The organism is Actinomadura luzonensis (assembly GCF_022664455.2).
GTDB classification, from domain to species: domain Bacteria; phylum Actinomycetota; class Actinomycetes; order Streptosporangiales; family Streptosporangiaceae; genus Nonomuraea; species Nonomuraea luzonensis.
Map to the genome: position 1 here is coordinate 2,910,437 of NZ_JAKRKC020000001.1, position 21,991 is coordinate 2,932,427.

Below are 21,991 nucleotides of genomic sequence, written 5' to 3' on the forward strand. Positions count from 1 at the left end.
GCGTCAAGGTCAAGCCGGCGCCCTGCGTATTGACATGCAGCCGTTCGGCTGCCTATCTTAAAGGCAGCCAAACAGCTGCATATCCATCGAGGGCAACGGGTACGAGGACGGGCATGGACGAGGTGTTCAAGGCACTGGCCGATCCGAGCCGGCGCGCGCTGCTCGACTCGCTCAACGCCCGCAACGGGCAGACGCTGCGCGAACTGTGCGCCGGGCTCGACATGGCCCGGCAGTCCGTCAGCAAGCACCTCGCGGTGCTGGAGGAGGCCGGGCTCGTCACCACCGTGCGGCGGGGGCGGGAGAAGCTGCACTACCTCAACGCCGCGCCCGTGCACGAGATCGCCCACCGGTGGATCAGCCGCTACGACCAGGCCAGGGTCCAAGCCCTGGCGGACCTGAAACTCGCCCTGGAGGAACCCCCGATGGACGCGCCGACCTTCGTCTACACCACCTACATCCGCACCACCCCACAGAAGCTCTGGCAGGCGCTCACCGAGCCCGCCTTCACGAGCCGCTACTGGGCCACCGAGTTCACCACCGACTGGGCCGCCGGCTCGCCGATGACCTGGGACAACCACGGCGTCGTGATCGACGACCCGGAGCAGGTCGTCCTGGAGTCCGACCCCTACAACCGGCTCTCCTACACCTGGCACGCCATCACCCCCGAGCTGGCCAAGCGCTTCGGCTGGGACGAGGAGATGCTCGCCCGGCTGTCCGGCGAGGCCCGCTCGAAGGTCACCTTCACCATCGAGGAGGCCGCCTCGCAGGTCGTGAAGCTCACCGTCGTGCACGACGGCTTCCAGCCGGGGTCGAGCCTGGCCGAGATGGTCAGCCACGGCTGGCCCAACGTGGTGGCGAGCCTGAAGTCGCTGCTGGAGACGGGCGAGCCGCTGCCCGCCGACGCCTGACCGCGACCCCGCGGGCACGGTCACGAGCCCTTCGCCACCCTCCCCCCGGCCGCCTGAACAATCTGGCATGGCGTTGAACCCCCGGCCGCCGCCCGGCGTACAACGTGGCGGACAACGGCACCCGCGGAGGTGCCTGACCTGCGCCGATCACCTGCCACGGGGATGCGATGGCGATGGACTTTCACGGATGGAGCGACGGCCTCGCGCTGCGGCCGCGCGACTACCTGGCGAGCGGCGGCCGGCCGCTCCTCGACGTCGTACGGAGCGAGGGCCCGTTCCGGGGCGAGACCCTCTACCTGCTGGCCCTCGGCACCGCCGCCACCATGGCGCGGCTGCACCTGGCCGGGATCGCGGGCCTGCGGCTCGGCCCGGACAACGTGCTGCTCGGCCCGTACGGGCAGGCGAGCTTCGCGCCCGGCCCGCGCGACAGCGAGTTCCCGTCGCACGACGTGCGGGCGTGGGCCGAGGTGATGGTGTTCGCCGCGACCGGGCAGGAGGCGGGGCCGGGCGAGGAGCCCGACCTCGACCGGCTGCTGCCCGCGCTGCGCGCCGTCGTGGACGAGTGCCGCCGCCCCGACCCCGAGTGCCGCCCCACGGCCGCCGACCTGGTGGCCATCCTGCTCGGCCGGCCCGCCCCGCCCCACCGGGCGGCCGCCGAGCGGCTGCTGCGCGAGGCCGAGAGCCGGCTCCGGCCGCACCGGCCGCCCGCGTACGAGGAGTCGCTGGTCGCCGTGCCGCTGTGGCGCAGGCCCGCCTTCCTCGCCGGGGTCGCGCTCGGGCTGGCCGTGGTCGCGTTGCTGGCCGGGGCGGTCGTCCTGGTCTCCGCGCTGGCTGCGGGGAACGTTCCAGCGGGCGCGGTGCCGCATGGCTGACGAGTTCGGCGCCGACCTGCGCGAGGCCGCAGCAGTCGCCCGCGACCTCAAGAGCATCCGCGCCGCGCTCGACGGCGGCCGGCTCGGCGCGCTCGCCGCCCACAGCGGCTCGGCGAAGGTGGACGAGGCCGTCCGGACGTTCTTCGCCGAGTCCTCCGACAACCGCGAGCGCATGGACCGCCTGCTCGACCGCGCCGCCGGCCTGCTCGACGCCCTGGTCGAGGGCGCGACCCGGCTGGACGCGGGCCTCGCGGACTCGCTCACCACCAAGACGGGAGACGCGTCATGAAGGACCTCGGGCTCGGCGTGCTCGTCGGCATCCTGCTGGGCACCGTCGCGGCGTCGCTGACACTCGCGCTGGCCGACCTGCCTGTGGCGGCGCGGGCGTCGGCGGTGGAGGTGTACCGGCATGGCTGAGCCGCCCTTCGGCTTCACGGTACGGGTGCCGGACACCTGGTACGCCTTCGACGTGCTGCGCGCCGGCCGTACCGGCGACCTGGCCCGCCTGGTCGACGCCCGGGTGGCGGCCGCGCCCGAGCTCGCCCCGCACCGGCCGCTGCTGCTCAAGGTGCTGCGCGAGGTCGCCGACCTGGCGGCCAGGCGCGGCGCGGTGTTCTGCGCGGCGATGACCGACCACGGGGCGGGCGGTGCCGTGCTCGCCACGCTGATGGCGCTGCGCACGCCGGGCCCGCAGGACCCGGCCGGCGCCACGCCCGAGGCCATCGCCGCCGGCCTCGCCGGGCGCGGCGCCGAGCTGGTCGAGCTGGACGCGGGCCGCGCCGTCCGCGTCGCGGACGTCCGGACCGGCGGGGCGGGCGAGCCCGGCGCGGTCACCATGCAGACCCTCGTGCCGGTGCCCGGCGGGCACGGCGTGCTCGACCTGGTGCTCACCAGCCCGCACCCGGAGCTGGCCGAGCCCCTGCTCGACCTGTTCGACGCGATCAGCGCCACCCTGGCCTGGTCCGATCCCGTATCAGCCGCGAAGGAGTGAACGATCATGGCAGGTGGCATCCATCACCTCAGCTTCGCCCAGGTGGAGAGCAGCGCGACCCGGCTCAACAAGGAGAAGGAGGACATCGAAAGCCGCCTGACGCAGCTCAAGGCGATGATCGACCAGCTCGTCAGCAGCGACTTCGTCACCGAGCGCGCCTCGGGCAAGTTCCAGCAGGACTACGACCAGTGGAACACCGGCGCCCGGCAGGTCATGCAGGGCCTGGAGGGCATGAGCACCTTCCTCAAGACCGCCGTCGCCAAGCACCACGAGCTGGACGCCTCGCTCAGTGGCGGCGCGGGGGCGTGACGAGATGCCGGGCGGATGGGAGGTGCTCGGCCTGACCGGCGACCCCGCGCCCGGCGACCCGGGCCAGGTGCGGGGGCTCGCCGGCCGGCTGCTGGAGGAGGCGCGGCTCGCCGAGGACAACACGGCCCGGCTCAACGCCGTCTCCGGCGGCGCGGGAGCCCTGCGCATGCGCGGCGACTACGCCGCCGCCTACGGCGAGGCGCTGGGCGAGCTGCCCGGCGAGCTGGCCAAGCTGGGCAGGGCGTACCGGGGCGCGGGGACCGCGCTCATGACGTACGCGGGCAGCCTCGAGCAGGCCAGGCAGCAGGCGGGCGCGGCGCTCGACCAGGGCCGCGCGGCCGAGGTCCGCTACCAGGGCGCCCTGCGCGAGGTGCGCGCCCAGCTCCTCCGGCCCCACCGGCGACCTGGCGCAGGTCGAGGCGGCGGTCGGCGCGGCCGACCCGGCCGTGCGGGCCGCCGTCCGGCCGGCCGTGCAGCGGGCCCGCGACGCCGAGACCGACCGCGCCCGCGCGCGCCGGATCGCCGACGAGGCCGCGCGGCTGCGCGGCGACGCCGAGTCGCGCGCGGTCAGGGAGCTCGAGGACGCGCTCGACGGCAGCGGCATCAAGAACAAGACCTTCCTGGAGAAGGCGTGGGACGTGATCTCGACGCCGTTCCGGTCGTGGGACGACTTCGTGTCGTTCGCGGGCAAGGTCGCCATGGTGGCCGGGCTGGTGGTGCTGGTGATCGGCACCGGCGGGCTGGCCGGGGCGATCCTCGCCGGGGTGGCGGTGGCCGCGGGGGCGGTGGTGCTGGCCGACGCGCTGAACAAGTACCGCCAGGGCCGCGGCTCGCTCGGCCAGGTGGCGCTGGCCGCGGTCGGGGTGCTGCCGTTCGGCAAGGGCGCGGGGCTGCTCGCGCAGAGCGTCAAGGCGCTGTCGCGGCTGCGCGGCGCGGCGGCCCTGGTACGGGGCGGCGGCGGGCGCGCGCTCGGGCTCGGCGCGCTGCGCGCCGGCCTCGGCGGTACGGCCACCTCGATCCGCTCAGCGATCAACGCCGGCGGCACCCGCGCCGGCGCGGCGGCGAACGCGGCCTGGCAGCGCGGCCGCCAGTTCTTCAGCAAGGACCCCGTGCACTTCCCGACCGGCATCGTGCTGCTCCCGCAGACCGACGTGGACCTGCCCGGCGTGCTCCCGCTCCGCCTGGAACGCACCCATCTGTCCGCGCACCGCACCGGACGCTGGTTCGGCCGCTCCTGGGCCTCGACCCTCGACCAGCGCGTGGAGGTGGACGACGAGGGCGTGTGCCTGGTCACCGAGACCGGCGTCCTGCTCGCCTTCCCGCACCCGTCGCCGGACGGCGGCGAGCCCGCCCTCCCCGCCGACGGCCCACGCCTCGAACTGCGCGCCGACGGGGACGCGTACACCGTCACCGACCCCCTGACCGGCCGCACCACTCACTTCGCCGGCCCGGGCGAGGTCCGGCCCGTCAGCGCGGTCACCGACCGCAACGGCAACCGCATCGACTTCCACTACACCCCCGACGGCCTGCTGACCGACGTCACGCACTCCGGCGGCTACCACCTGGACGTCGAGACCCGGCAGGGCCGGGTGGTCGAGATCCGCCTGCGCGGCGCCGGCCAGACCCTGCTCACCTACGGCTACGACGACGACACCGGCGACCTCACCGAGGTGGTCAACTCCTCAGGGCTGCCGCTGCGGTTCTCCTACGACGAGGAGGGCCGGATGACGCGGTGGCTGGACCGGATCGGCACCTGGTACGCGTACACGTACGACGAGGAGGGCCGCTGCGTCTCCGGCACCGGCGCCGGCGGCGTCTTCGCCACCGAGATCGGCTACGGCGACGGCGTCACCACCGCCCGCGACTCCCTCGGACACACCACCACGTACCACTACAACGACCTCCTCCAGGTCACCCGCGAGACCGACCCGCTGGGCCACGCCACCCACTACCGCTGGGACCCCTTCGACCGGCTCCTCGCCCGTACCGACCCGCTCGGCGCCACCACGGAGTTCGGCTACGACGACGCCGGCGCCCTGCTGTCGGTCGTCCGCCCCGACGGCGCCGTCCGCCGCGTCACCCGCACCCCGCTCCACCTCCCGGAGACCGTCACCGACCACGACGGCACCACCACGACCTTCACCTACGACGACCGCGGCAACCCGCTCTCCGACGGCACGACGACCTGCTCCTACGACGAGCGCGGCGCCCTGACCTCGATCACCGACGCGCTCGGCCACACCCACGCCCTCCGCAACGACCCGGCCGGCCTGCCCGTCGCGATCACCGACCCGCTCGGCGGCACCACCCGCCACGACCGCGACCCCTTCGGCCGCGTCACCGCGACCACCGACCCCCTCGGCAACACCACCCGCCACACCTGGACGGTCGAGGGCCGCCCCGCCACCCGCACCCTGCCCGGCGGCGCCACCGAACACCGCCGCTACGACGCCGAGAACAACCTCATCGAGCACGTGGATGCCCTCGGCCAGGTCACCCGCACCGAGATCGGGCCGTTCGACCAGCCCGCCGCCCGCACCACGCCCGACGGCGCCCGCCTGGAGTTCGCCTACGACACCGAGCTGCGCCTGCTGGCGGTCACCGACCCGCAAGGGCTGACCTGGCGGTACACCTACGACGCGGCGGGCGGCCTCACCGAGGAGAGCGACTTCGACCAGCGCGTCATCACCTACGCCCGCGACCCGGCGGGCCGCGTCACCGAGCGCGTCAACGGCGCGGGCCAGTCCACGACGTACGTGCACGACGTGCTCGGCCAGGTCGTCGCGCGACACTCCGGCGGACAGGCCACGACCTTCGCCTACGACGAGCTCGGCCGCCTGGTCCGGGCCGCGAACGCCGACGCCGTCCTCACCTTCGCCCGGGACGCCGCCGGCCGCGTCACGGCCGAGACGTGCAACGGCCGCGCCGTCACCTCCGCCTACGACGCGGCGGGCCGGCGCACCGCGCGCCGCACCCCGTCCGGCGCGCGGACGGCCTGGGCCTACGACGCGTGCGGGCAGCCCGCCTCCGTCCGGACGGGCGGGCAGACGATCCGGTTCGGCTACGACCCCGCCGGCCGCGAGATCTCCCGCGACTTCGGCGCCGACGTCACGCTGACCAGCCACTGGAGCGCAGACTCCCGGCTCGACAGCCAGATCCTGACCGCGGGCCCGGCCCAGCGGGTCGTCCAGAGCCGCCGCTACGGCTACCGCGCCGACGGGCACGTCACCGAGATCGACGACCTGCTCGCCGGGCCGCGGCGCTTCGACCTCGACCCGGTCGGGCGCGTCACCGGCGTGCTCGGGCCCGGCTGGTCGGAGCGGTACGCGTACAACGTGGCCGGCCAGGTCACCGACGCCCTCTGGCCCGCCCCGGCCGACTCGCGCGGCCCGCGCGCCTACACCGGCACCCTGATCCGCCAGGCCGGCCGCACCCACTACGCCTACGACCGCCAGGGCCGCCTGGTCCTGCGCCGGCAGAAGGGCCTGTCCGCCAAGCCCCGCACCTGGCACTACACCTGGGACGCCGACGACCGCCTGACGTCCGTCACCACCCCCGACGGCACCCGCTGGCGCTACCTCTACGACCCGCTCGGCCGCCGCATCGCCAAGGAGCACGCCGACGGCACCCACCGCACCGACTTCGTCTGGGACGGCCTCACCCTCGCCGAACAGTCCACCGGGGACCGCACCACGTCCTGGGACTGGCAGCCCGGCACCTTCCACCCCCTCGCCCAGACCGACCGCCACCACGACCAGGACCGGTACGACGAACGGTTCCACGCCATCACCACGGACCTGATCGGCACCCCGACCGCCCTGGTCGCCCCGGACGGCACCCTCACCTGGCGCCCCCGCCCCCACACCCTCTGGGGCGCCGGCCCCGCCGACACCGACTGCCCCCTCCGCTTCCCCGGCCAGTACGCCGACCCCGAGTCCGGCCTCCACTACAACTTCTTCCGCTACTACGACCCGGAGAGCGCCCGTTACCTCAGCGACGACCCGCTCGGCCTGCTCGGCGGGTCGGATCCGGGCGCCTACGTGGTCAATCCGTACTCCTGGTGCGACCCGTTCGGGCTGAGCCCGTACCGGCCGCAGGGCGCGTCGCGGCCGTACGTCAACCCCAGGGGAAACTGGACCAACGACCTGTACACGGTGGACCGGCAGAAGATGCTCAAGCACCTCGACGGGACGCCGGGGGAGAGCCAGTTCCTGTTCCATGTGGAGGCCGAGAAGCTAGCATTGGACGCGGCCGCCTTCGCTGACGCGAACAACCTGTGGGTCCTCAACAAGGCCCGCGTGCTCGTCACCAACGGGCCGATCGGCGTGCACGCCCGGACCGGCCATCTCACTGACTGGATAACGGTCACCAGGAGTGGAAAGAAGATCCACGCCTGGCCCATGTTGCCGTCGAGCGTTCCTTGAGGAAAGAGGAAGATATGACGGAGCTGGGTGGTTGGCTGCGAGCCGCCAACCTGAAGGGTTTCATGCTCGCGCTCTCGGAGATCATCGCCTACGACTTCGACGACTCCGACTGGGACGCCATCGCTTTCGGCCTGGAACGGGACGCGGAGAAGGACGCCTGGTTCACCTACCCCCTCGGGCACGCGGGGCTGACGGTGACGATCTCCAAGGCGACCGAGGAAGGGACGATCGATCTCAGGATCGCCGTTCCGGACGGGATTCCCTGCCTGCGCGAGAAGATCGACGTCGCCTGGATGGTGTTCAACCAGTTCGACGTGAACCCCGACGTCGAGATCCTGTAGGTCACCACGGTCGCCGGGAGGTGAGCGGCTCGGTGCGTGAGGTCAGGTGGCGGTCCTTCTCGCGTGCGGACTACGACGCGCTGGCCGAGAAGGCCGCCGCGCTGCTGGCGGGTCTGCGTGACGGCGAGGTCCAGGAGGTCGCCTACCGGGAGGAGGAGTGTCCCGCCTGCGGGCGGCGGGGCCTGCGCTCGTTCTACCGGGACCACGTCGGCGAGCGCCGCACCGTCGGCATGTCCTCCGTCTGGTGCACTCATTGCCACCGGTACGCGTCGGCGACGACCGTCACCATGGCCGCCGCGGGCTTCGACGTCGACCGGGTGCCCGAGGGTGTGGTGCGGGGGCTCGGCGGGCTGGAGTTGCCCGAGTACCTGGACGCGCTCGACCGGCTCTGGGACGAGGGCGTGCTGCCGCAGCGGATCAGGCGCCGGTGAGGGCGATCTGGATCAGGTCGGTGCGGCGGCCCACGGACAGGTAGGCGCGGCCCGGCGGTCCGGTGAAGAACTGGTCGGGTTCCAGGGTGAGGGCGTGTTCGCGGGCCGTCACGCGGTTCGACGGGGCGAGGACGACGCGGGCGCCGGCGCGGAGGGTCTCGGTGACCTCCTGGGACAGGGCGCGGCGGTGGCCCTCCAGTATCGGGGTGGCGTCGCCGGCCAGGATCAGGGCGCGGCGGCCCAGCTCGGCAGGGGTGAGGAGGTCCTGGAGGAGGGTGGGGAGGGTGTCGAAGTTCTGCTCGCCCGGAGTGATCGTGAGCTGGTCGAAGTCGTCGAGGAGCACGGCGTAGGGGGTGCCGGCGAAGGGGGCGGCCGCGGCGCGGAGGTCGGCGTCGGTGAAGGCGGTGCCGGTCAGGAGGCGGGCGCCGGGCGGGAGGGCGCGGGCCAGCGGGGAGCGGGGCGGGGCGAGCGCGAGGACGCCGACGCCCGCGCGGAGCAGGCCGGTGGCGAGGACGAGGGCGGCGTTGCTGCGGCCCGAGCCGGGCGGGCCCGAGACGAGGGCGAGGTGCGGGCCCGCGCCGAACAGGTCCAGGGCGACCGGGCGCACGTCCGGCCCGCCGACGCCGATCGGGATCCCGCCGGCGCTGACAGGGGTCGCGCCGACGCTGACAGGGGGGCCGGCGAGTTCGTCCAGGGGGAGGGCGGCGGGCAGGGGCGGGAACGACTTCGGGAACGGGGGGCCCGGCAGCGGCCACGGCGGGTCGAGGGGCAGGGCGATCTGGGCGTGCAGGCCGGTGGCGGCGTCGATCGCGCGGCCGGGCAGCACCGGCGGCGACACCATGCCGGACGACGCCAGGTACGAACGCCGCGTCTCCTCCCGCGCGAAGGGCAGGAGCAGCCGCCGCGAGAACAGGTCCGGGGTCTTGCCCCGCAGCATGTCGTGCCCGCCTGCCGCCACCACATGCACGCCGACCGGCGGGCCGCCCGCGACGACGCCGCGCAGCGTCACCAGCAGCGAGGTCTCCACGAAGTCGGGGTCGCCGCGGTTCTCGAAGTACTCCCAGCCGTCGATGAGCAGCACGATCACGGGCGGCCGCGGCGACGGCCGGGCCAGGCGGCGGCGGTCCACCTCGCCGGCGAGCCAGGTCACGAGCCGGCGGATCCGGTCCGGTTCGGCGGCGTTCGCGACCGCGCCGCAGATCGGCAGGCGTTCGTAGGGGGCCAGGCCGCCCGGCTGGTTCTCGATGACGTACAGCCACACCTGGGCGGGCGGGCAGCGGGTGGCCAGGCTGGAGATGAGGGTGCGGGCGAACGTGGTCCGGCCCGACTGGGGGCCGCCGGCCACGAGCAGCCGTTCGGTGCCGGCGAGGTCGAGCGTCATCGCGGGCTGGGCCTGGAGGGCGGGGTCGTCCAGAAGGGCGAACGGCACGGGCGGCGGGTCGCCGGGCGCGGGGGAGCGGGCGGCGTGGCGTCCCCGGGCCGCCGCCGCCCCCGGCAGAAGCGCCGGGTCCGAGGCAGCGGGAGAGGCAGCGGGAGAGGCGGAGGAGGGAGCGGGAGAGGCGGCGGGAGAGGGGTGGGGCGGCGGCGCCGGATCGAGGGCGGCGGGCGGGGGGAGGATGGCGGTCAGGTCCAGGGCGGCGGGCAGCGGCGGCAGGAGCGGGCGGAACGGCGGCTCGAAGGCCAGGCGCCCGGCGGCGGCGCGGACGGCGGCGATCGCGAGGTCCTGGTCCGTGGGCCCGTTCGCGGGCCGGGACGGCGGCTCGGGCCGGGGCAGGCCGAGCGCCGTCCACGGCAGCACCCGGGCACGCGCCGGCGCCGCGCCGGCGGCGGGCGGCGGGTCGCCGAGGTAGCCGGTCTGGAAGAGCTGCGGCGTCCGCTGCTCGCCGCCCACCCGCATGATCATGCCGCGCCCCCGCAGCCGGGACGGGATCGCGGCGGCGTCCGGCACGCCCAGCACCTCCACGCTGTCGGAGGGCTCGTTCTGGCGCAGGGTGACGCGCAGCGAGATGTTGTTGCGGAGCTCGGGCGACAGCTTGCCCTGCAACGACTGCGTGGCCAGCACCAGGTGCATGCCGAGCGAGCGGCCCTTGGCGGCCACGTTGACCAGCTCGCGCAGGAAGTCGGGCGAGCTCTCCAGCACCCGCGCGAACTCGTCGAACACCATCACCAGCCGCGGCAGCCGCCCGCCGGCCGCCCAGTAGGCGTCGATCTCGCCGCCGTGCCGGGCGAGGATCGCCTCCCTGCGGCGGACCTCGGCCCGTACGGAGGCGAGGACGCGCCGGGCGGCGCTCTCGTCGAAGACGTCGGCGGCGGTGTCGCCGGTGGAGCGGATCAGCCCGACGACGTGCGGGCAGTGCTCGAACGGCAGGAACGCGCTGCCGCCCTTGAAGTCCACCAGCACGAGGTTGAGCTCGTCGGGCCGGTTGGCCAGCAGCAGGGAGGTGACGAGGGTCTGCAGCAGGATGCTCTTGCCCGCGCCGGTCGCGCCGCCGAGCATCGTGTGGGGGCCGTCGGCGGCGAGGTCCACGGTGACGGGGCCGGCGCCGTCGGCGCCGACGACGACCCTGGTGGTGGGCCCGGGGTCGGTCGCCCAGCGGGCCAGCACCCCTTCCGGGGTGAGCTCGCCGCCGAGCACGTCGAGCAGCCGCACCGCGGACGGGATCACGCGTTCGGCGCGGGCCAGCGTGAGCCGGTCGCGCATCGGGGCGACGGCCCGGGCGATGCGCTCGGCCGCCGCCTCGCTCAGGCCCTCGGGACGCACGGCGGCGGGCAGCCCGCGCCGGGCCCGGGTGAGCAGCATGGACGCCCCGTCCAGCTCGCAGACGCCGCGGCACTCGTTCAGGCTGCGCTGGTCGGCGCAGATGACGTGGACGCCGACCGACGGGCCCTCGCGCAGCACCTCGCGCACGCCGGGGACGTCGCGGAGGGCCCGCGCCCCGTCGAGCACGACGACCACCTCCTCGGCGAAGCGCCGGTGCTGGTCGCGGGCCTTGAGACGGTCGGTGACGAGGTCGCGCAGCTCCTCGACGCGTGCGGTCCTGGTCTCGGGCGTGTTGCCGACCAGGCAGGGGACGGGGCCGCCGTCCGGGGCCAGGTGCGGCAGCCAGCGGGTCCAGGCCAGGCGTTCGCCGCCGGAGGCGGTGATGAGGACCAGGCGCAGCTCGTCGGGGGCGCGCAGGGTGCCGAGCTGGACCAGCAGCCAGCGGAGCAGCGCGTCCACCGGCTCGGGCGGGCCGATGACGCCGAGCACGCCGATCTCGCGCAGGTCCACGGTGACCGGGACGCCGCGCAGCACCGGCTCGGCGAAGCCGGGCCACGGCTCGCCGTCGAAGCGGATCGCGGCGGGCTCGTCGGCGACGCCGACCCGCAGCGTCAGCCCGTCGGGGGAGTCGGCGTTGCGCGGCCACAGCCCGGGGCCCTCGTGGGTGGCGGCGTAGGTGAGGTCCACCTCGTCGGGCGCGACGAGGTGGCGCAGCCACTGCTCGCGGACGACGTGCCGCCTGATCCGTTCCAGCGTCTCGTGCTTGCGGGCGTCGAACTCCCGCTCTTTCCTGGCGCGCTGCCGGCCCTCGACCCACTGCGTGGCGAAGAACGTGATCGGCGTCAATATCCCGAACAGCAGAAAGTACGGACTTTTTAACAAGATCGCCATCGCGACCGAAATGGGCAGCGGCAGCAGTGACGAAAGCAGCGCGGCGGCGGTATTCCGCTGCGGCGTCTCGTTCCTGGGCAGCGTGATCACGGCCGCCGGGACGGCGGGCGCGGGGGAGAAGGCCCGGTCGAAGTCGATCCGCCCGTCGGCGGCGCGGGTGGTCCGCAGCCGGGACGGCGGCAGCGGCGCCCAGCGCAGCCGGTCGTCGCCCACCTGGAGCACCCCGTCCGGCCGGAGCGGCACCGGCTCGCGCACGGGCAGCTCGTCCACGAGCGTGCCGTTGCGCGAGCCGAGGTCGGTGACCGTGACCTCGCCGGTCCAGGACACGTCGAGGCGCGCGTGCTGCCGGGACACCCGCTGGTCGTAGGGGAGGCAGACGCCGGTCTGGTCGCGGCCCACGACGTGGGCGCCGGGGCTGACCCAGATCACCCGGCCGGCGTCCGGCCCGGCGAAGACGCGCAGCGCCCCGGCCGCCGCGAGGGGACGCCAGGGCTGCGCGCGCTCGGGCTCGCCGATCGAGATCGTCGCGCCGGGCACGATCGGGCCGCCCGCGACGGTCGCCTCGGGGTCGAGCTTGCCGGTGCCGACGAAGCACGGCCGCCCCGCGACGGGGACGGGCAGGGCCCGCAGCAACGAGCCGACGGTGGTGCCCGGCTCGGCCGTCACCTCGACGTCGCACTCGGCAGAGGTCGCCGGATCGCGGATCGTGGTCCGAATGATCATAGGCCCCTCTCCGGAGGACCGGAGGACTTAACCTGATTTATCAATTAAATCTAGCTGTACGACCAGAGGGGCAAAGTACATGGCCGCGGCCCTCGCCGCTAGCTAGAGTAATAAATCCCATATCAGCGCGGTATTTAATGATATCCGCAGTACGCGAGGAGCCCGCCCCCTTGTGAGGAATCACCGCGTAACCGAAGAGGCCATGGTCCGCGCCCTCTACCGCGAATACGGCGCCCCGCTGATGGCCTTCGCCGTCCGGCTGACGGGCGGCGACCGGCGCTGGGCCGAGGACGTCGTCCAGGAGACCCTGGTCCGCGCCTGGCGCAACATCCACGACCTCCGCACCGACAGCGGCTCGCTCATGCCCTGGCTGGCCACCGTCGCCCGCCGCGTCGTCATCGACGACCGCCGCCGCTCCGGCCACCGCCCCCTCGACACCGTCGAGGAGATCCCCGAGCGCGCCCAGGCCACCGTCGCCGAGGACGAGCGCCTGCTGCGCGAGATCGTGGTGACCGACGCCATGCTCTCGCTCTCGCCCGCCCACCGCCAGGTGCTCACCGAGACGTTCCTGCTCGACCGCACGGTCGCGGAGGCGGCCGAGACGATCGGCGTCCCGGTCGGAACGATCAAGTCCCGCGTGTACTACGCCATGCGGGCCCTGCGCGTCGCATTGGAGGAAAGGGGGGTGATGTTGCCATGAATCCTCCGATGCGGCACATGATGGAGAGGGGGGTGGTACGGCCATGAACGAGGTCCAACACGAGGACGTCGCCGCGTACGCGCTGGGCCTGCTCGACGAGGGGGAGCGAGCGGCCTTCGAGCGCCACCTGGCGGGCTGCCCGAGCTGCGCCGCCGAGGTCGGCATGTTCGCCGAGATGGGCGAGCTGATCAAGGGGGTGCACCCGGACGACCTGCTGCCGAGCCCGCCCGACCCGCAGGTCGAGTCGCTGCTGGTGCGCCGGGCCGCCGCCGAGCGCCGCCGCCGCGGCCTGCACCGCACGATGACGGCCGCCGCCGCGTGCGTGCTCATCGCGACCGGCGTGTTCCTGGCCGTGCGGTCGTTCACCGGCGGCCCGAACCCGGACAGCGTCCACAGCCCGGCCGCGGCCCTGCTCATGACCGGCAGGACGTACACGGTCACCGACCCGGCCACCGGCGTCAACGCCGTCGTCGGCCTGGAGGACAAGGGCTGGGGCACCCACGTCGCGTTGCAGCTCAAGGGCGTCAGGGGGCCGCTGCAGTGCCGCCTGCTCGCGGTCGGCGACGACGGCCGCTCCGAGACGGTGGCGAGCTGGGGCGTCCCCGACAAGGGGTACGGCGTGCCGGGCGCGCCCGACCCGCTGCTCCTGCACGGCGGCACCAGCCTGACCCAGGACCACCTCAACCACTTCACCGTCGAGACCTTCGACGGCCGCACGCTGGCCACGATCGCGACCTGATGCGCGTCGACCTGCACAGCCACAGCAGCGCCTCCGACGGCACCGAGCCCCCGGCCGCCGTCGTGCGCCGGGCCCGCGAGCGCGGCCTCGACGTGCTCGCGCTGACCGACCACGACACCGTCGCGGGCCATCCCGAGGCGATCGGCGCCCTGCCCGCCGGGCTGACGCTGGTGCCCGGCATGGAGCTGTCCTGCCGCCGCGACGGGCAGAGCGTCCACCTGCTCGCCTACCTCTTCGACCCGGCCGAGCCCGAGCTGCGCGCCGAGTGCGGGCGGCTCAGGGCGGCCCGCGAGACCCGGGGGCGGCTCATGGTCGAGCGGCTGGCCGAGCTGGGCGTGCCGGTCACCTGGGAGCAGGTCGCCGCGCTGGCGGCGGGCGGCCCGGTCGGGCGGCCGCACATCGCCCGCGCCATGGTCGCCGCCGGGGCGATCGCCGCGCCCGAGCTGGCGTTCACCCCCGAGTGGATCGGGACGGGCGGCCGGGCCCACGTCTCCCGCTACGCGCTCGACCCCGTGCGGGCGGTGCGGCTGGTCAGAGCCGCGGGCGGGGTGCCGGTGCTGGCCCACCCCAAGGCGGCCAGGCGCGGGGCGACGGTGCCCGACGCGGACATCGCCGAGCTGGCCGCGGCCGGGCTGTTCGGGGTCGAGGCCGACCACCTGGACCACGACGAGGCCGCCCGCGCCCGGCTGCGCGTGCTGGCCGGCGAGCTGGGCCTGGCGGTCACCGGCTCCAGCGACGACCACGGCGAGTTGACCGGGCACCGCCTCGGCTGCGAGACCACGGCCCCCGAGGTGTACGAACGCCTCGTCGCCGAGGCCACCGGCGCGGCCCCCGTGGCGGCTCCGCGCGAGTAGGGCCGCGAGGCGCCGCCGGTCAGCCCGGCTTGCGCGGGGCCGCGAAGTGCGTGACGAACCAGTCGCGGGCGTGGTCGGCGACGGCGTCGAGGGCGCCGGGCTCCTCGAACAGGTGGGTCGCGCCCGGCACGACCGTGAGCCGGCTCTCGACGCGCAGCCGCCGCTGGGCCTCCTGGTTCAGCTCGACCACCACCGGGTCCCGGCCGCCGACGACGAGCAGCGTGGCGGCCCGCACGGCGGCCAGGCGCGGCCCGGCGAGGTCGGGACGGCCGCCGCGGGAGACGACCGCGGCGATCTCGTTGCCCGGCTCGGCGGCCGCCCACAACGCCGCCGCCGCGCCGGTGCTGGCCCCGAAGTAGCCGATCGGCAGGCCGGCGGAGCGCGGGTCGTCCCTGGCCTGGCGGGTGCGGTCCAGGAGGCGTCCGGCCAGCAGGGCGATGTCGAAGACGTTCGCCCGGTCGGCCTCCTCCTCGGGCGTCAGCAGGTCGAACAGCAGCGTCGCCAGGCCGGCCTCGTTGAGCGCGCCGGCGACGTACCGGTTGCGCGGACTGTGCCGGCTGCTCCCGCTGCCGTGCGCGAACAACACGAGCCCCTGAGCGGCGTCAGGGACGACCAGGTCCCCATCCCCGGCCATGCGCAACACCTCCCCACCTGCCGGCACCGCTACCCTCGTGCGGCGGCCTCTACCCCCCGCCGCGCCGCCCGCCCTCGCGGCGCCGGGGCCGGGGTCAGTGGAGGTCGGGCGGAGGGGGCATCCGGGCGCCGCGGACCTGGGCGGCGATCGGGTCGAGGGCGGCCATCTCCTCGGGGGTGAGCGTGAGGTCGAGGGCGGCGGCGTTCTCGCGCAGCCGTTCCGGGCTGCGGGTGCCGGGGATGGGGACGACCGTGACGCCGAGCTCGTCGCCCCGCTGCGCCAGCCAGGCCAGCGCGACCTGCGCCATCGTGGCCCCGTGCGCCTCGGCGGCCCGCCGGACGGGCGCGAGCAGGGCCTCGTTGTGCGTGGCGTTGGCGGCCTGGTAGCGGGGCAGGCCGCGGCGCAGGTCGTCGGGGGCCAGGCCGTCCGTGGAGACGTGCCGGCCGGTCAGGAAGCCGCGGCTGAAGGGCGCGTACGCCACGTAGCCGATGCCCAGCTCCGCGCAGAGCGGCCCGACGGACGCCTCGTCGTCGCGGCTGAACAGCGACCACTCGTTCTGCACGGCCGCGATCGGGTGCACGGCGTGCCCGGCGCGCAACTGCCGGGCGTCGACGTTGGACAGGCCGAGGTGGGCGACCTTGCCCTCGGCGACCAGCTCGGCCATGGCGCCGACCGTGTCCTCGATGGGCGTGGCGAAGTCGGGGTGGTGCAGGTAGTAGAGGTCGATGCGCTCGACGCCGAGGCGGCGCAGGCTGCCCTCGCAGGCCTCGCGCACGTACGCGGGGTCGCTCCGCACCCCCACCAGCTCCCCGGTGCCCGGCGCGCGCACGGCGGCGAACTTGGTGGCGACCGTGATCGGCCCGTCCGCCCGCCGCTCGGCGAGGAAGCCGCCGATCAGGCGCTCGTTGGCGAAGTCGACGCCGTAGTAGTCGGAGGTGTCGAGGAAGGTGACGCCGAGGCGGGCGGCGGCGCGCAGCGTGGCGAGCGCCTGGTCGTGGTCCGTCGGGCCGAGGAATTCGCTGAGGCCCATGCAACCGAGGCCGATCGCGGGCACCTCCAGGCCGCCGCCGCCGAGTTTGACCGTACGCATGACGCGACTCCCTTGATAATATGCGGGACGGGCGTCCCGGTTATTTCCCGGAATATACGGGACGGCCATCCCGCTTGTCTATGGAGCCGGAACGGAAGCCGTATGAGCAGGCCATTGCGCGCCGACGCCCAGCGCAACAGGGCGCGGGTCCTGGAGGTGGCGGCCGAGACGTTCGCCGCCGAGGGGCTGTCGGTGCCCGTGCACGAGATCGCCCGCCGGGCCGGGGTGGGCACCGGCACCGTCAGCCGGCACTTCCCCACCAAGGAGTCGTTGTTCCAGGCGATCCTGCTGGAGGGCATGGAACAGCTCGTCCGGCGCGCGCACGAGCTGGCCGGCGGCGAGCCGCCCGAGGAGGCGTTCTTCGCCTTCTTCGGGCTCATGGTCGAGGCGGGCGCGGCCAACCGGGGCCTGGTGGACGCGCTGGCCGGCGCCGGGTTCGACTTCGAGGGCGTGGCGGCCGACAGCCGATACGACGTCATGGGCGCCTGGCGCGTGCTGCTGGAGGCGGCCCAGGGCGCGGGCGCGATCCGCCGCGACGCCGACCTGGCCGACGTCAAGGCTCTGCTCAACGCCTGCGTCGCGCGCGAGCGGCCGCATCCCGACCCGGTGGCCCGCGCCCGCATGCTCACCATCGTCCGCGAGGGCCTGCGTCCCTGACGCATACTGGCACAGATGTCCGATCTCTCCGCCTTCCGCGCCAGGGGCAGGCAGGCCCTGCTGTCCGGCCGGGCCACGTACGACCCGCCGCTCACCGAGGGAGCCCGCCGCTGGGGGGCGGCGGGCGTGCTGCGGCCCGAGGGCGAGGTCGTGGCGCGGCTGTCCGCGCTGGCCGCGACCCTGCCCGCGCCGGGCCACTGGGTGCACGGCGGCCCGTCCCTGCACGTCACCTTCCGCTCGCTGGAGCCCTACCGGGAGCACGTCCCCGAGGACGACCCCCTGCGCCGCGCGTACGCCGGGGCCCTGGCCGAGGCGGCGGCCGGGCTGCGGCCCGCGCGGCTGCGGCTGCGCGGGGTCTCCCCGCACCCGGGCGGCGTCCTGGTCCACGGCCGCCCCGAGGACGACACGCTGGACCTGCTCGGCAAGCGCTTCGCCGGGGCCCTGGCGAGCCGGGGCGTCCGGGACCTGGACCACGGCCGCCGCCGCGACCTCTGGTACGTGAGCCTCGCCCACTTCGCCGGCCCGGTCCGCGACCCGGCCGCCGTCGTGGCCTGGTGCGACGCCCACGCCGACGCCGACCTCGGGACGGCCGAGCTGGACTCGGCCGAGATCGTGCGCTTCACGCTCACCGGCGATCGCATCGCCGTCCACAGCCTGGAGCGGATCGCCCTGGCCGGCGGGGCGGCCCCCGTGTGACGCCCCGCCGGCCGGAGGCCGTGCTCAGCCCAGCACCAGCGCCGTCACGAACTGCAGCAGGTGCCAGGCCGCGTACGCGCCCGCCGCCCAGACCGCCCACTCCTTGCCCCGCCGCACCCGCGAGATCCAGCGCAGGTCCTCCACCGGGTCCTTGCGCGCCCGCGGCACCCGCGTCACCAGGCGGACGGCGCTCAGCCAGGAGAAGGCGGAGACCAGCAACAGCCCGATCGAGAGCCCGAGCAGCACCCCGGACCCGGCGGGCACGTCCCACGGCACCTGTCTGACCCAGGCGGCGGCCACGCCGGCCAGCAGCGCGAGCGTGATCCGCCGGTCCCTGCGCGCCTGCCGTCTGAGCCACTGCAGGTCGCGCCGTAGCTGGTTCTTGAGCATCCGGATCACCTCCGCCGTTCGTGGCCGTCGTCCTCAGTGAACGGCAGGGCGGCGGTGAAGATCTGCGACCTCACAACCCGGATTTGGCGACTTTTAGCGGGAATTCACGATAAATAGCGGAGTTCTTCCGTGACGCGGCGGGTCTCCAGCACGTCGCCGGTCTCCTCCAGCGTCCGCACCGCCTCCGTCAGGCAGGCGACGGCCGTCTCCCGGTCCTCCAGCCGCGCCGCGATCAGGCCGAGCGCCCGCAGCGCCCACCCGAGGTCCCGCCGGGTGCCGCACTCCTGGTGCACGTCCCTGGCCTGCCGCGCGTGGGCCAGCGCCTCGGCCGGGCGGTCCAGGTCGAGCAGGATCAGCGCCAGCGTGGTCAGCGCCGCCGCCCACCGGTCCCGGGTGCCGGTCTCCTTCTGCAGCTCGACGGCCTCCGTGGCGGGGCCGAGCGCCGCCGCCGGGCGGCCCGCCGCGTGCAGGGCCTGCGCGGTGGACAGCAGCGCGCTCGCCCGGTTGTCGCCCAGCTCCTCCCTGATCGCCAGCGACGCCCGCGCCGCCCGCAGCGCGGGCTGGTGCTGCCCCAGCGACAGGTACGTGTACGCCAGCGTCTCCTGCACGTCCGCCTCGGCCCGCCGGTTGCCGGTGCCCTGCACGATGTCCAGGGCCTCCAGCGCGTACACGAACGCCACCTGCGGCTGCCCCTGCCGCCGCCGCACCCGGGCCAGCCGGTTGAGCATGCGGGCCTCGCCCGGCGCGTCGTGGATCACCCGGCTGATCGCCAGCGCCTGGCTGAGGTAGTCGCCGGCGCGCAGGTAGTCCGCCAGCCGCCAGTGCACCAGCCCGATGTCGCCCAGCGTCTCGGCCTTGCCCTGCTCGTGGTGCAGCTCCACCTGCACCGCGAGCGCCTGCTCGTAGCAGGCCAGGGCCTCGTCGTAGCGGGAGCCGTTGCGGGCGATGCGGCCGAGCGCGGCGAGGGCCCGGCCGCTGCCGTGCTGGTCGCCGGCCGCCGTGTAGCCGGCCAGCGCCCGCTCGGCGTCGCGCCGGGCGTCGTGCGGCAGGCGCAGCAGGTCGTAGATCTCGGCCAGGCAGAGCAGGGTGTCGGCCTCGGCCTGCTCGTCGCCCAGCTCCTGGCAGATCGACAGCGCCTCCAGGCCCTCCGACAGGGCGGCGTCGGGCCGGCCCAGGTCGCGCTGGACGCGGGCCAGCAGGATCAGGCTCTCCGCCGTGCCGCGCCGGTCGCCCAGCTCCTCGCGCACCCGGAGGGCCTGGCCGGCGTACTGGAGGGCCGGCTCGTAGCGCTCCTGCGACAGGTGCAGGCGCGACAGCGTGTGCAGGCAGCTCGCCACGCCGGGCCGGTCGCCGATCCGGCCGTACAGGTCGAGGGCCTCGGCGGCGCAGCGGAGCGCGTCCTCGCCCTTGCCCGCCAGGCCGTGCACCTCGGCGAGGTCGTTGAGCGCGCGGGCGCGGCCGACGTCGTCGCCGAGCGAGGTGTGGTCGGCCAGCGCCTCGCCGATGAAGCGGGCGGCGAGCGTGGACGGCCCGATGTCGCGGTGGATCGAGCCGAGGTTGCCGCGCATGAGCGCGATCGCCCGCCTGTTGCCCACCTGCATGGCCGAGCTGAGCCCGGCCTGCTGGATCTCCAGGTTGTTCTCGTAGTGGCGGAGCCGCCGGAACGGCGCGAAGACCGCCTCGGCCAGCCGCCAGGCCATCCCGTACGCGCCGCTCTCCTCGGCCAGCCGCACGGCCGACACCAGCGAGCGCCGCTCGGCCTCGAACCACTCGCGCGGCGTCGCCGGGTCGGTGGCCACCGCGAGGTAGTGGTCGAGCAGCCGGGCCCGCGCCTCGCGCACGCCCGCCTCGGCGTGCCGGCCGAGCTCCCTGGCCAGCCGCTTGACCAGGTCGTGCACCCGGTAGCGGGGGCCGGGCAGCGGCTCCACCAGGTACGCCCGGTGCAGCCCCTCCACGGCGGCGACGGCCTCGCCCACCGGCACGCCGAGCGCGGCCGCCAGCACCTCAGGGGTGAAGTCGCGCCCCGGCAGCAGCCCGACGTGCCGGAACGCCCGCCGCTGCCCCGGGCTCAGCGACTCGTACGCGAGGTCGAGCGCCGACCTGAACGCCTCCTCGGGGTCGCCGACGAGCAGCCGACCGGGCCTCCGCAGCTCGCGCACCCGCTCCTCGACGCCCATCCCGGGGTTCTCGGCCAGCTTGGCGGCCGAGATCCGCAGCGCGAACGGGTGGTAGGAGCACACCCGGGCCAGCTCGGCCAGCGCGTCCCGGTCGGCGGCGCGCGGCGAGTCCTTGCCGAGCACCCCGACGAGCAGCGCCACGGCGTTGCCCGGGTCGAGCACGGGCAGGTCCATGAGGTCGGCGTGCCCGGTCGCGCGCAGCGGGGCCATGCGGGTGCGGCTGGTGATGAGCACCACGCAGTCCTTGCCGCCCGGCAGCAGCGGGCGCACCTGGGCGGCGTCGGCCGCGTTGTCCAGGATGAGCAGCAGCCGCCGCCCGGCGGTCCTGCTCCGGTAGAGCAGCATCAGCTCGGCCTCGTCGGCGGCGGGCTCGCCGACGCCGAGCGAGCGCAGGATCTGGCCGAGCGCCTCCACCGCGCTCATCGGCGGCTGGCTGGGCGACTGGCCGCGCAGGTCGATGACGATCTGGCCGTCGGGGAACCGGTCGGCGTGCAGGTGCCCCCAGTGGGTGACCAGCGCGGTCTTGCCGACGCCCGGCAGGCCCTGCACGACCATGGCGCCGGTGCGGCGGGGCCGGTCCAGCCAGGCGGTGAGCAGGTCGAGGCTCTGCTGGCGGCCGGTGAAGTCGGGCACGTCGGCGGGGAGCTGGCGCGGCTTGGGCAGCTCGCCGACCGGCAGCGGCTCCGCCGGGGCGCCCGGCCGGGTCAGGAACGGCGTCACCCGGCCGGTGAAGGGCGCCGACAGGTGCTCCCAGTCGCCGGCGGCGGCCCGCAGCGCGGCCGGGTCCTCGACGCGCAGCCGCCGGTAGCCGGGGCGCACCAGCCAGCCGCGCTGCGTCCACTGCTGGAGCTGGCGCTGCACCACGTCGGGCGAGCTGCCGACCAGGTCGGCCAGGGTCTCCATGGACAGCGGCGGCGCGGACTCGGCGGCCAGGCCGTAACGCTCGTCGAGGTGCAGCAGCCACACCGCGAGCCGGGCCGCGACCGGGGCGCGGGCCAGGGCCTCGTGCCGGCGGGCGGCCACGTTGCGCGCGAACAGCTCCTGCACCAGCGCGGTCGCGACGGCGGGGCTGGCGGCGGCGTGCTCGCGCAGGCCGCGGAGGTCGATGGGCCAGGCCCGCAGCTCGGTCAGCGCGTCCACCCGGACGCGCTCGGCGGGGCTCCAGAAGGCCAGCTCGCCGATGAGGTCGCCGTCGCCGCGCAGGTCGTGGATGGACTCGCGGTCGCCGGCCGGGGTGTACTCGCGGGCGTAGCCGTAGTCGATGACGTAAACGTGGCTGGGAGCCCGCAACGGGGAGCAAATGGTCTCGTTACGCCGGAACACGCGCGGCCGGGCGCCCTCGTCCACCAGCGACCTGAACGACCACACCCCGACACCACCCATCCTCGGACGGCGGTGTCCTC

General features: G+C 75.1%; 19 protein-coding genes. 14 read left to right on the plus strand and 5 right to left on the minus strand.

The features are described 5' to 3' along the window. Positions 1–113: 113 nt before the first annotated feature. The 9 genes from MF672_RS14135 (at position 114) to MF672_RS14170 (ending at position 8,276) form a co-directional block, all read left to right on the plus strand. The gene (locus tag MF672_RS14135; RefSeq protein ID WP_242374348.1) at positions 114–908 is read left to right on the plus strand and encodes an ArsR/SmtB family transcription factor; all 795 of its coding nucleotides are present in this window, start codon (positions 114–116) and stop codon (positions 906–908) included. A 173-nt stretch (positions 909–1,081) separates the two neighbouring features. After that, on the plus strand, positions 1,082–1,780 hold the full coding sequence (locus MF672_RS14140; RefSeq protein WP_242374349.1) for a hypothetical protein: 699 nt from the start codon (positions 1,082–1,084) through the stop codon (positions 1,778–1,780). Beyond that, positions 1,773–2,069, plus strand: coding sequence for a hypothetical protein (locus tag MF672_RS14145; RefSeq protein ID WP_242374350.1), 297 nt, complete (start codon positions 1,773–1,775; stop codon positions 2,067–2,069). The genes MF672_RS14140 and MF672_RS14145 overlap by 8 nt, the downstream gene beginning before the upstream one ends. Further along, a complete protein-coding gene (locus tag MF672_RS51350; protein WP_302893209.1) occupies positions 2,066–2,197 on the plus strand; it encodes a hypothetical protein in 132 nt (43 codons plus the stop codon). The genes MF672_RS14145 and MF672_RS51350 overlap by 4 nt, the downstream gene beginning before the upstream one ends. Beyond that, positions 2,190–2,771: a hypothetical protein gene (locus tag MF672_RS14150; RefSeq protein WP_242374351.1), complete on the plus strand. Its 582-nt coding sequence runs from the start codon at positions 2,190–2,192 to the stop codon at positions 2,769–2,771. The genes MF672_RS51350 and MF672_RS14150 overlap by 8 nt, the downstream gene beginning before the upstream one ends. 6 nt (positions 2,772–2,777) lie before the next feature. Continuing rightward, a complete protein-coding gene (locus MF672_RS14155) occupies positions 2,778–3,080 on the plus strand; it encodes a WXG100 family type VII secretion target (protein WP_242374352.1) in 303 nt (100 codons plus the stop codon). A 446-nt stretch (positions 3,081–3,526) separates the two neighbouring features. After that, positions 3,527–7,504: a DUF6531 domain-containing protein gene (locus MF672_RS14160; RefSeq protein ID WP_247815245.1), complete on the plus strand. Its 3,978-nt coding sequence runs from the start codon at positions 3,527–3,529 to the stop codon at positions 7,502–7,504. A gap of 14 nt (positions 7,505–7,518) precedes the next feature. Continuing rightward, complete coding sequence (locus MF672_RS14165; protein WP_242381535.1) at positions 7,519–7,845, plus strand: hypothetical protein; 327 nt, start codon at positions 7,519–7,521, stop codon at positions 7,843–7,845. A 32-nt stretch (positions 7,846–7,877) separates the two neighbouring features. Beyond that, complete coding sequence (locus MF672_RS14170; RefSeq protein ID WP_242381536.1) at positions 7,878–8,276, plus strand: hypothetical protein; 399 nt, start codon at positions 7,878–7,880, stop codon at positions 8,274–8,276. Here the strand turns inward: MF672_RS14170 and MF672_RS14175 are convergent. Then, complete coding sequence (locus tag MF672_RS14175; protein ID WP_242381537.1) at positions 8,263–12,651, minus strand: FtsK/SpoIIIE domain-containing protein; 4,389 nt, start codon at positions 12,649–12,651, stop codon at positions 8,263–8,265. The genes MF672_RS14170 and MF672_RS14175 overlap by 14 nt on opposite strands. A gap of 202 nt (positions 12,652–12,853) precedes the next feature. On the opposite strand from MF672_RS14175, the gene MF672_RS14180 reads away from it, so the two are divergent. The 3 genes from MF672_RS14180 to MF672_RS14190 are packed head-to-tail and all read left to right on the plus strand — an operon-like array spanning position 12,854 to position 14,944. Continuing rightward, positions 12,854–13,351: a sigma-70 family RNA polymerase sigma factor gene (locus MF672_RS14180; RefSeq protein ID WP_242381538.1), complete on the plus strand. Its 498-nt coding sequence runs from the start codon at positions 12,854–12,856 to the stop codon at positions 13,349–13,351. 43 nt (positions 13,352–13,394) lie between these two features. Continuing rightward, complete coding sequence (locus tag MF672_RS14185) at positions 13,395–14,090, plus strand: anti-sigma factor family protein (protein WP_242381539.1); 696 nt, start codon at positions 13,395–13,397, stop codon at positions 14,088–14,090. Continuing rightward, positions 14,090–14,944, plus strand: a complete 855-nt coding sequence (locus MF672_RS14190) for a PHP domain-containing protein (RefSeq protein ID WP_242381540.1) — start codon at positions 14,090–14,092, stop codon at positions 14,942–14,944. Before MF672_RS14185 ends, MF672_RS14190 begins: the two co-directional genes overlap by 1 nt. Before the next feature lie 19 nt (positions 14,945–14,963). On the opposite strand, the gene MF672_RS14195 is transcribed toward MF672_RS14190, so the two are convergent. Then, complete coding sequence (locus MF672_RS14195; protein WP_242381541.1) at positions 14,964–15,578, minus strand: dienelactone hydrolase family protein; 615 nt, start codon at positions 15,576–15,578, stop codon at positions 14,964–14,966. Positions 15,579–15,672: 94 nt separating this feature from the next. After that, positions 15,673–16,668 (minus strand): aldo/keto reductase, encoded by a 996-nt coding sequence (locus tag MF672_RS14200; RefSeq protein WP_242381542.1) that lies wholly within the window; start codon positions 16,666–16,668, stop codon positions 15,673–15,675. A 102-nt stretch (positions 16,669–16,770) separates the two neighbouring features. Here MF672_RS14200 and MF672_RS14205 point away from each other — a divergent pair, with 102 nt between their 5' ends. Together MF672_RS14205 and MF672_RS14210 are read left to right on the plus strand one after the other, a co-directional pair. Then, positions 16,771–17,325, plus strand: a complete 555-nt coding sequence (locus MF672_RS14205; RefSeq protein WP_242381543.1) for a TetR/AcrR family transcriptional regulator — start codon at positions 16,771–16,773, stop codon at positions 17,323–17,325. 15 nt (positions 17,326–17,340) lie between these two features. Next, complete coding sequence (locus MF672_RS14210) at positions 17,341–18,021, plus strand: hypothetical protein (protein ID WP_242381544.1); 681 nt, start codon at positions 17,341–17,343, stop codon at positions 18,019–18,021. A 24-nt stretch (positions 18,022–18,045) separates the two neighbouring features. On the opposite strand, the gene MF672_RS14215 is transcribed toward MF672_RS14210, so the two are convergent. Beyond that, positions 18,046–18,411: a hypothetical protein gene (locus MF672_RS14215; protein ID WP_242381545.1), complete on the minus strand. Its 366-nt coding sequence runs from the start codon at positions 18,409–18,411 to the stop codon at positions 18,046–18,048. A 104-nt stretch (positions 18,412–18,515) separates the two neighbouring features. Continuing rightward, positions 18,516–21,971 carry a tetratricopeptide repeat protein gene (locus tag MF672_RS14220; RefSeq protein ID WP_242381546.1) on the minus strand — a complete coding sequence of 1,152 codons (3,456 nt, stop codon included), beginning with the start codon at positions 21,969–21,971 and terminating at the stop codon, positions 18,516–18,518. Positions 21,972–21,991: the final 20 nt, after the last annotated feature.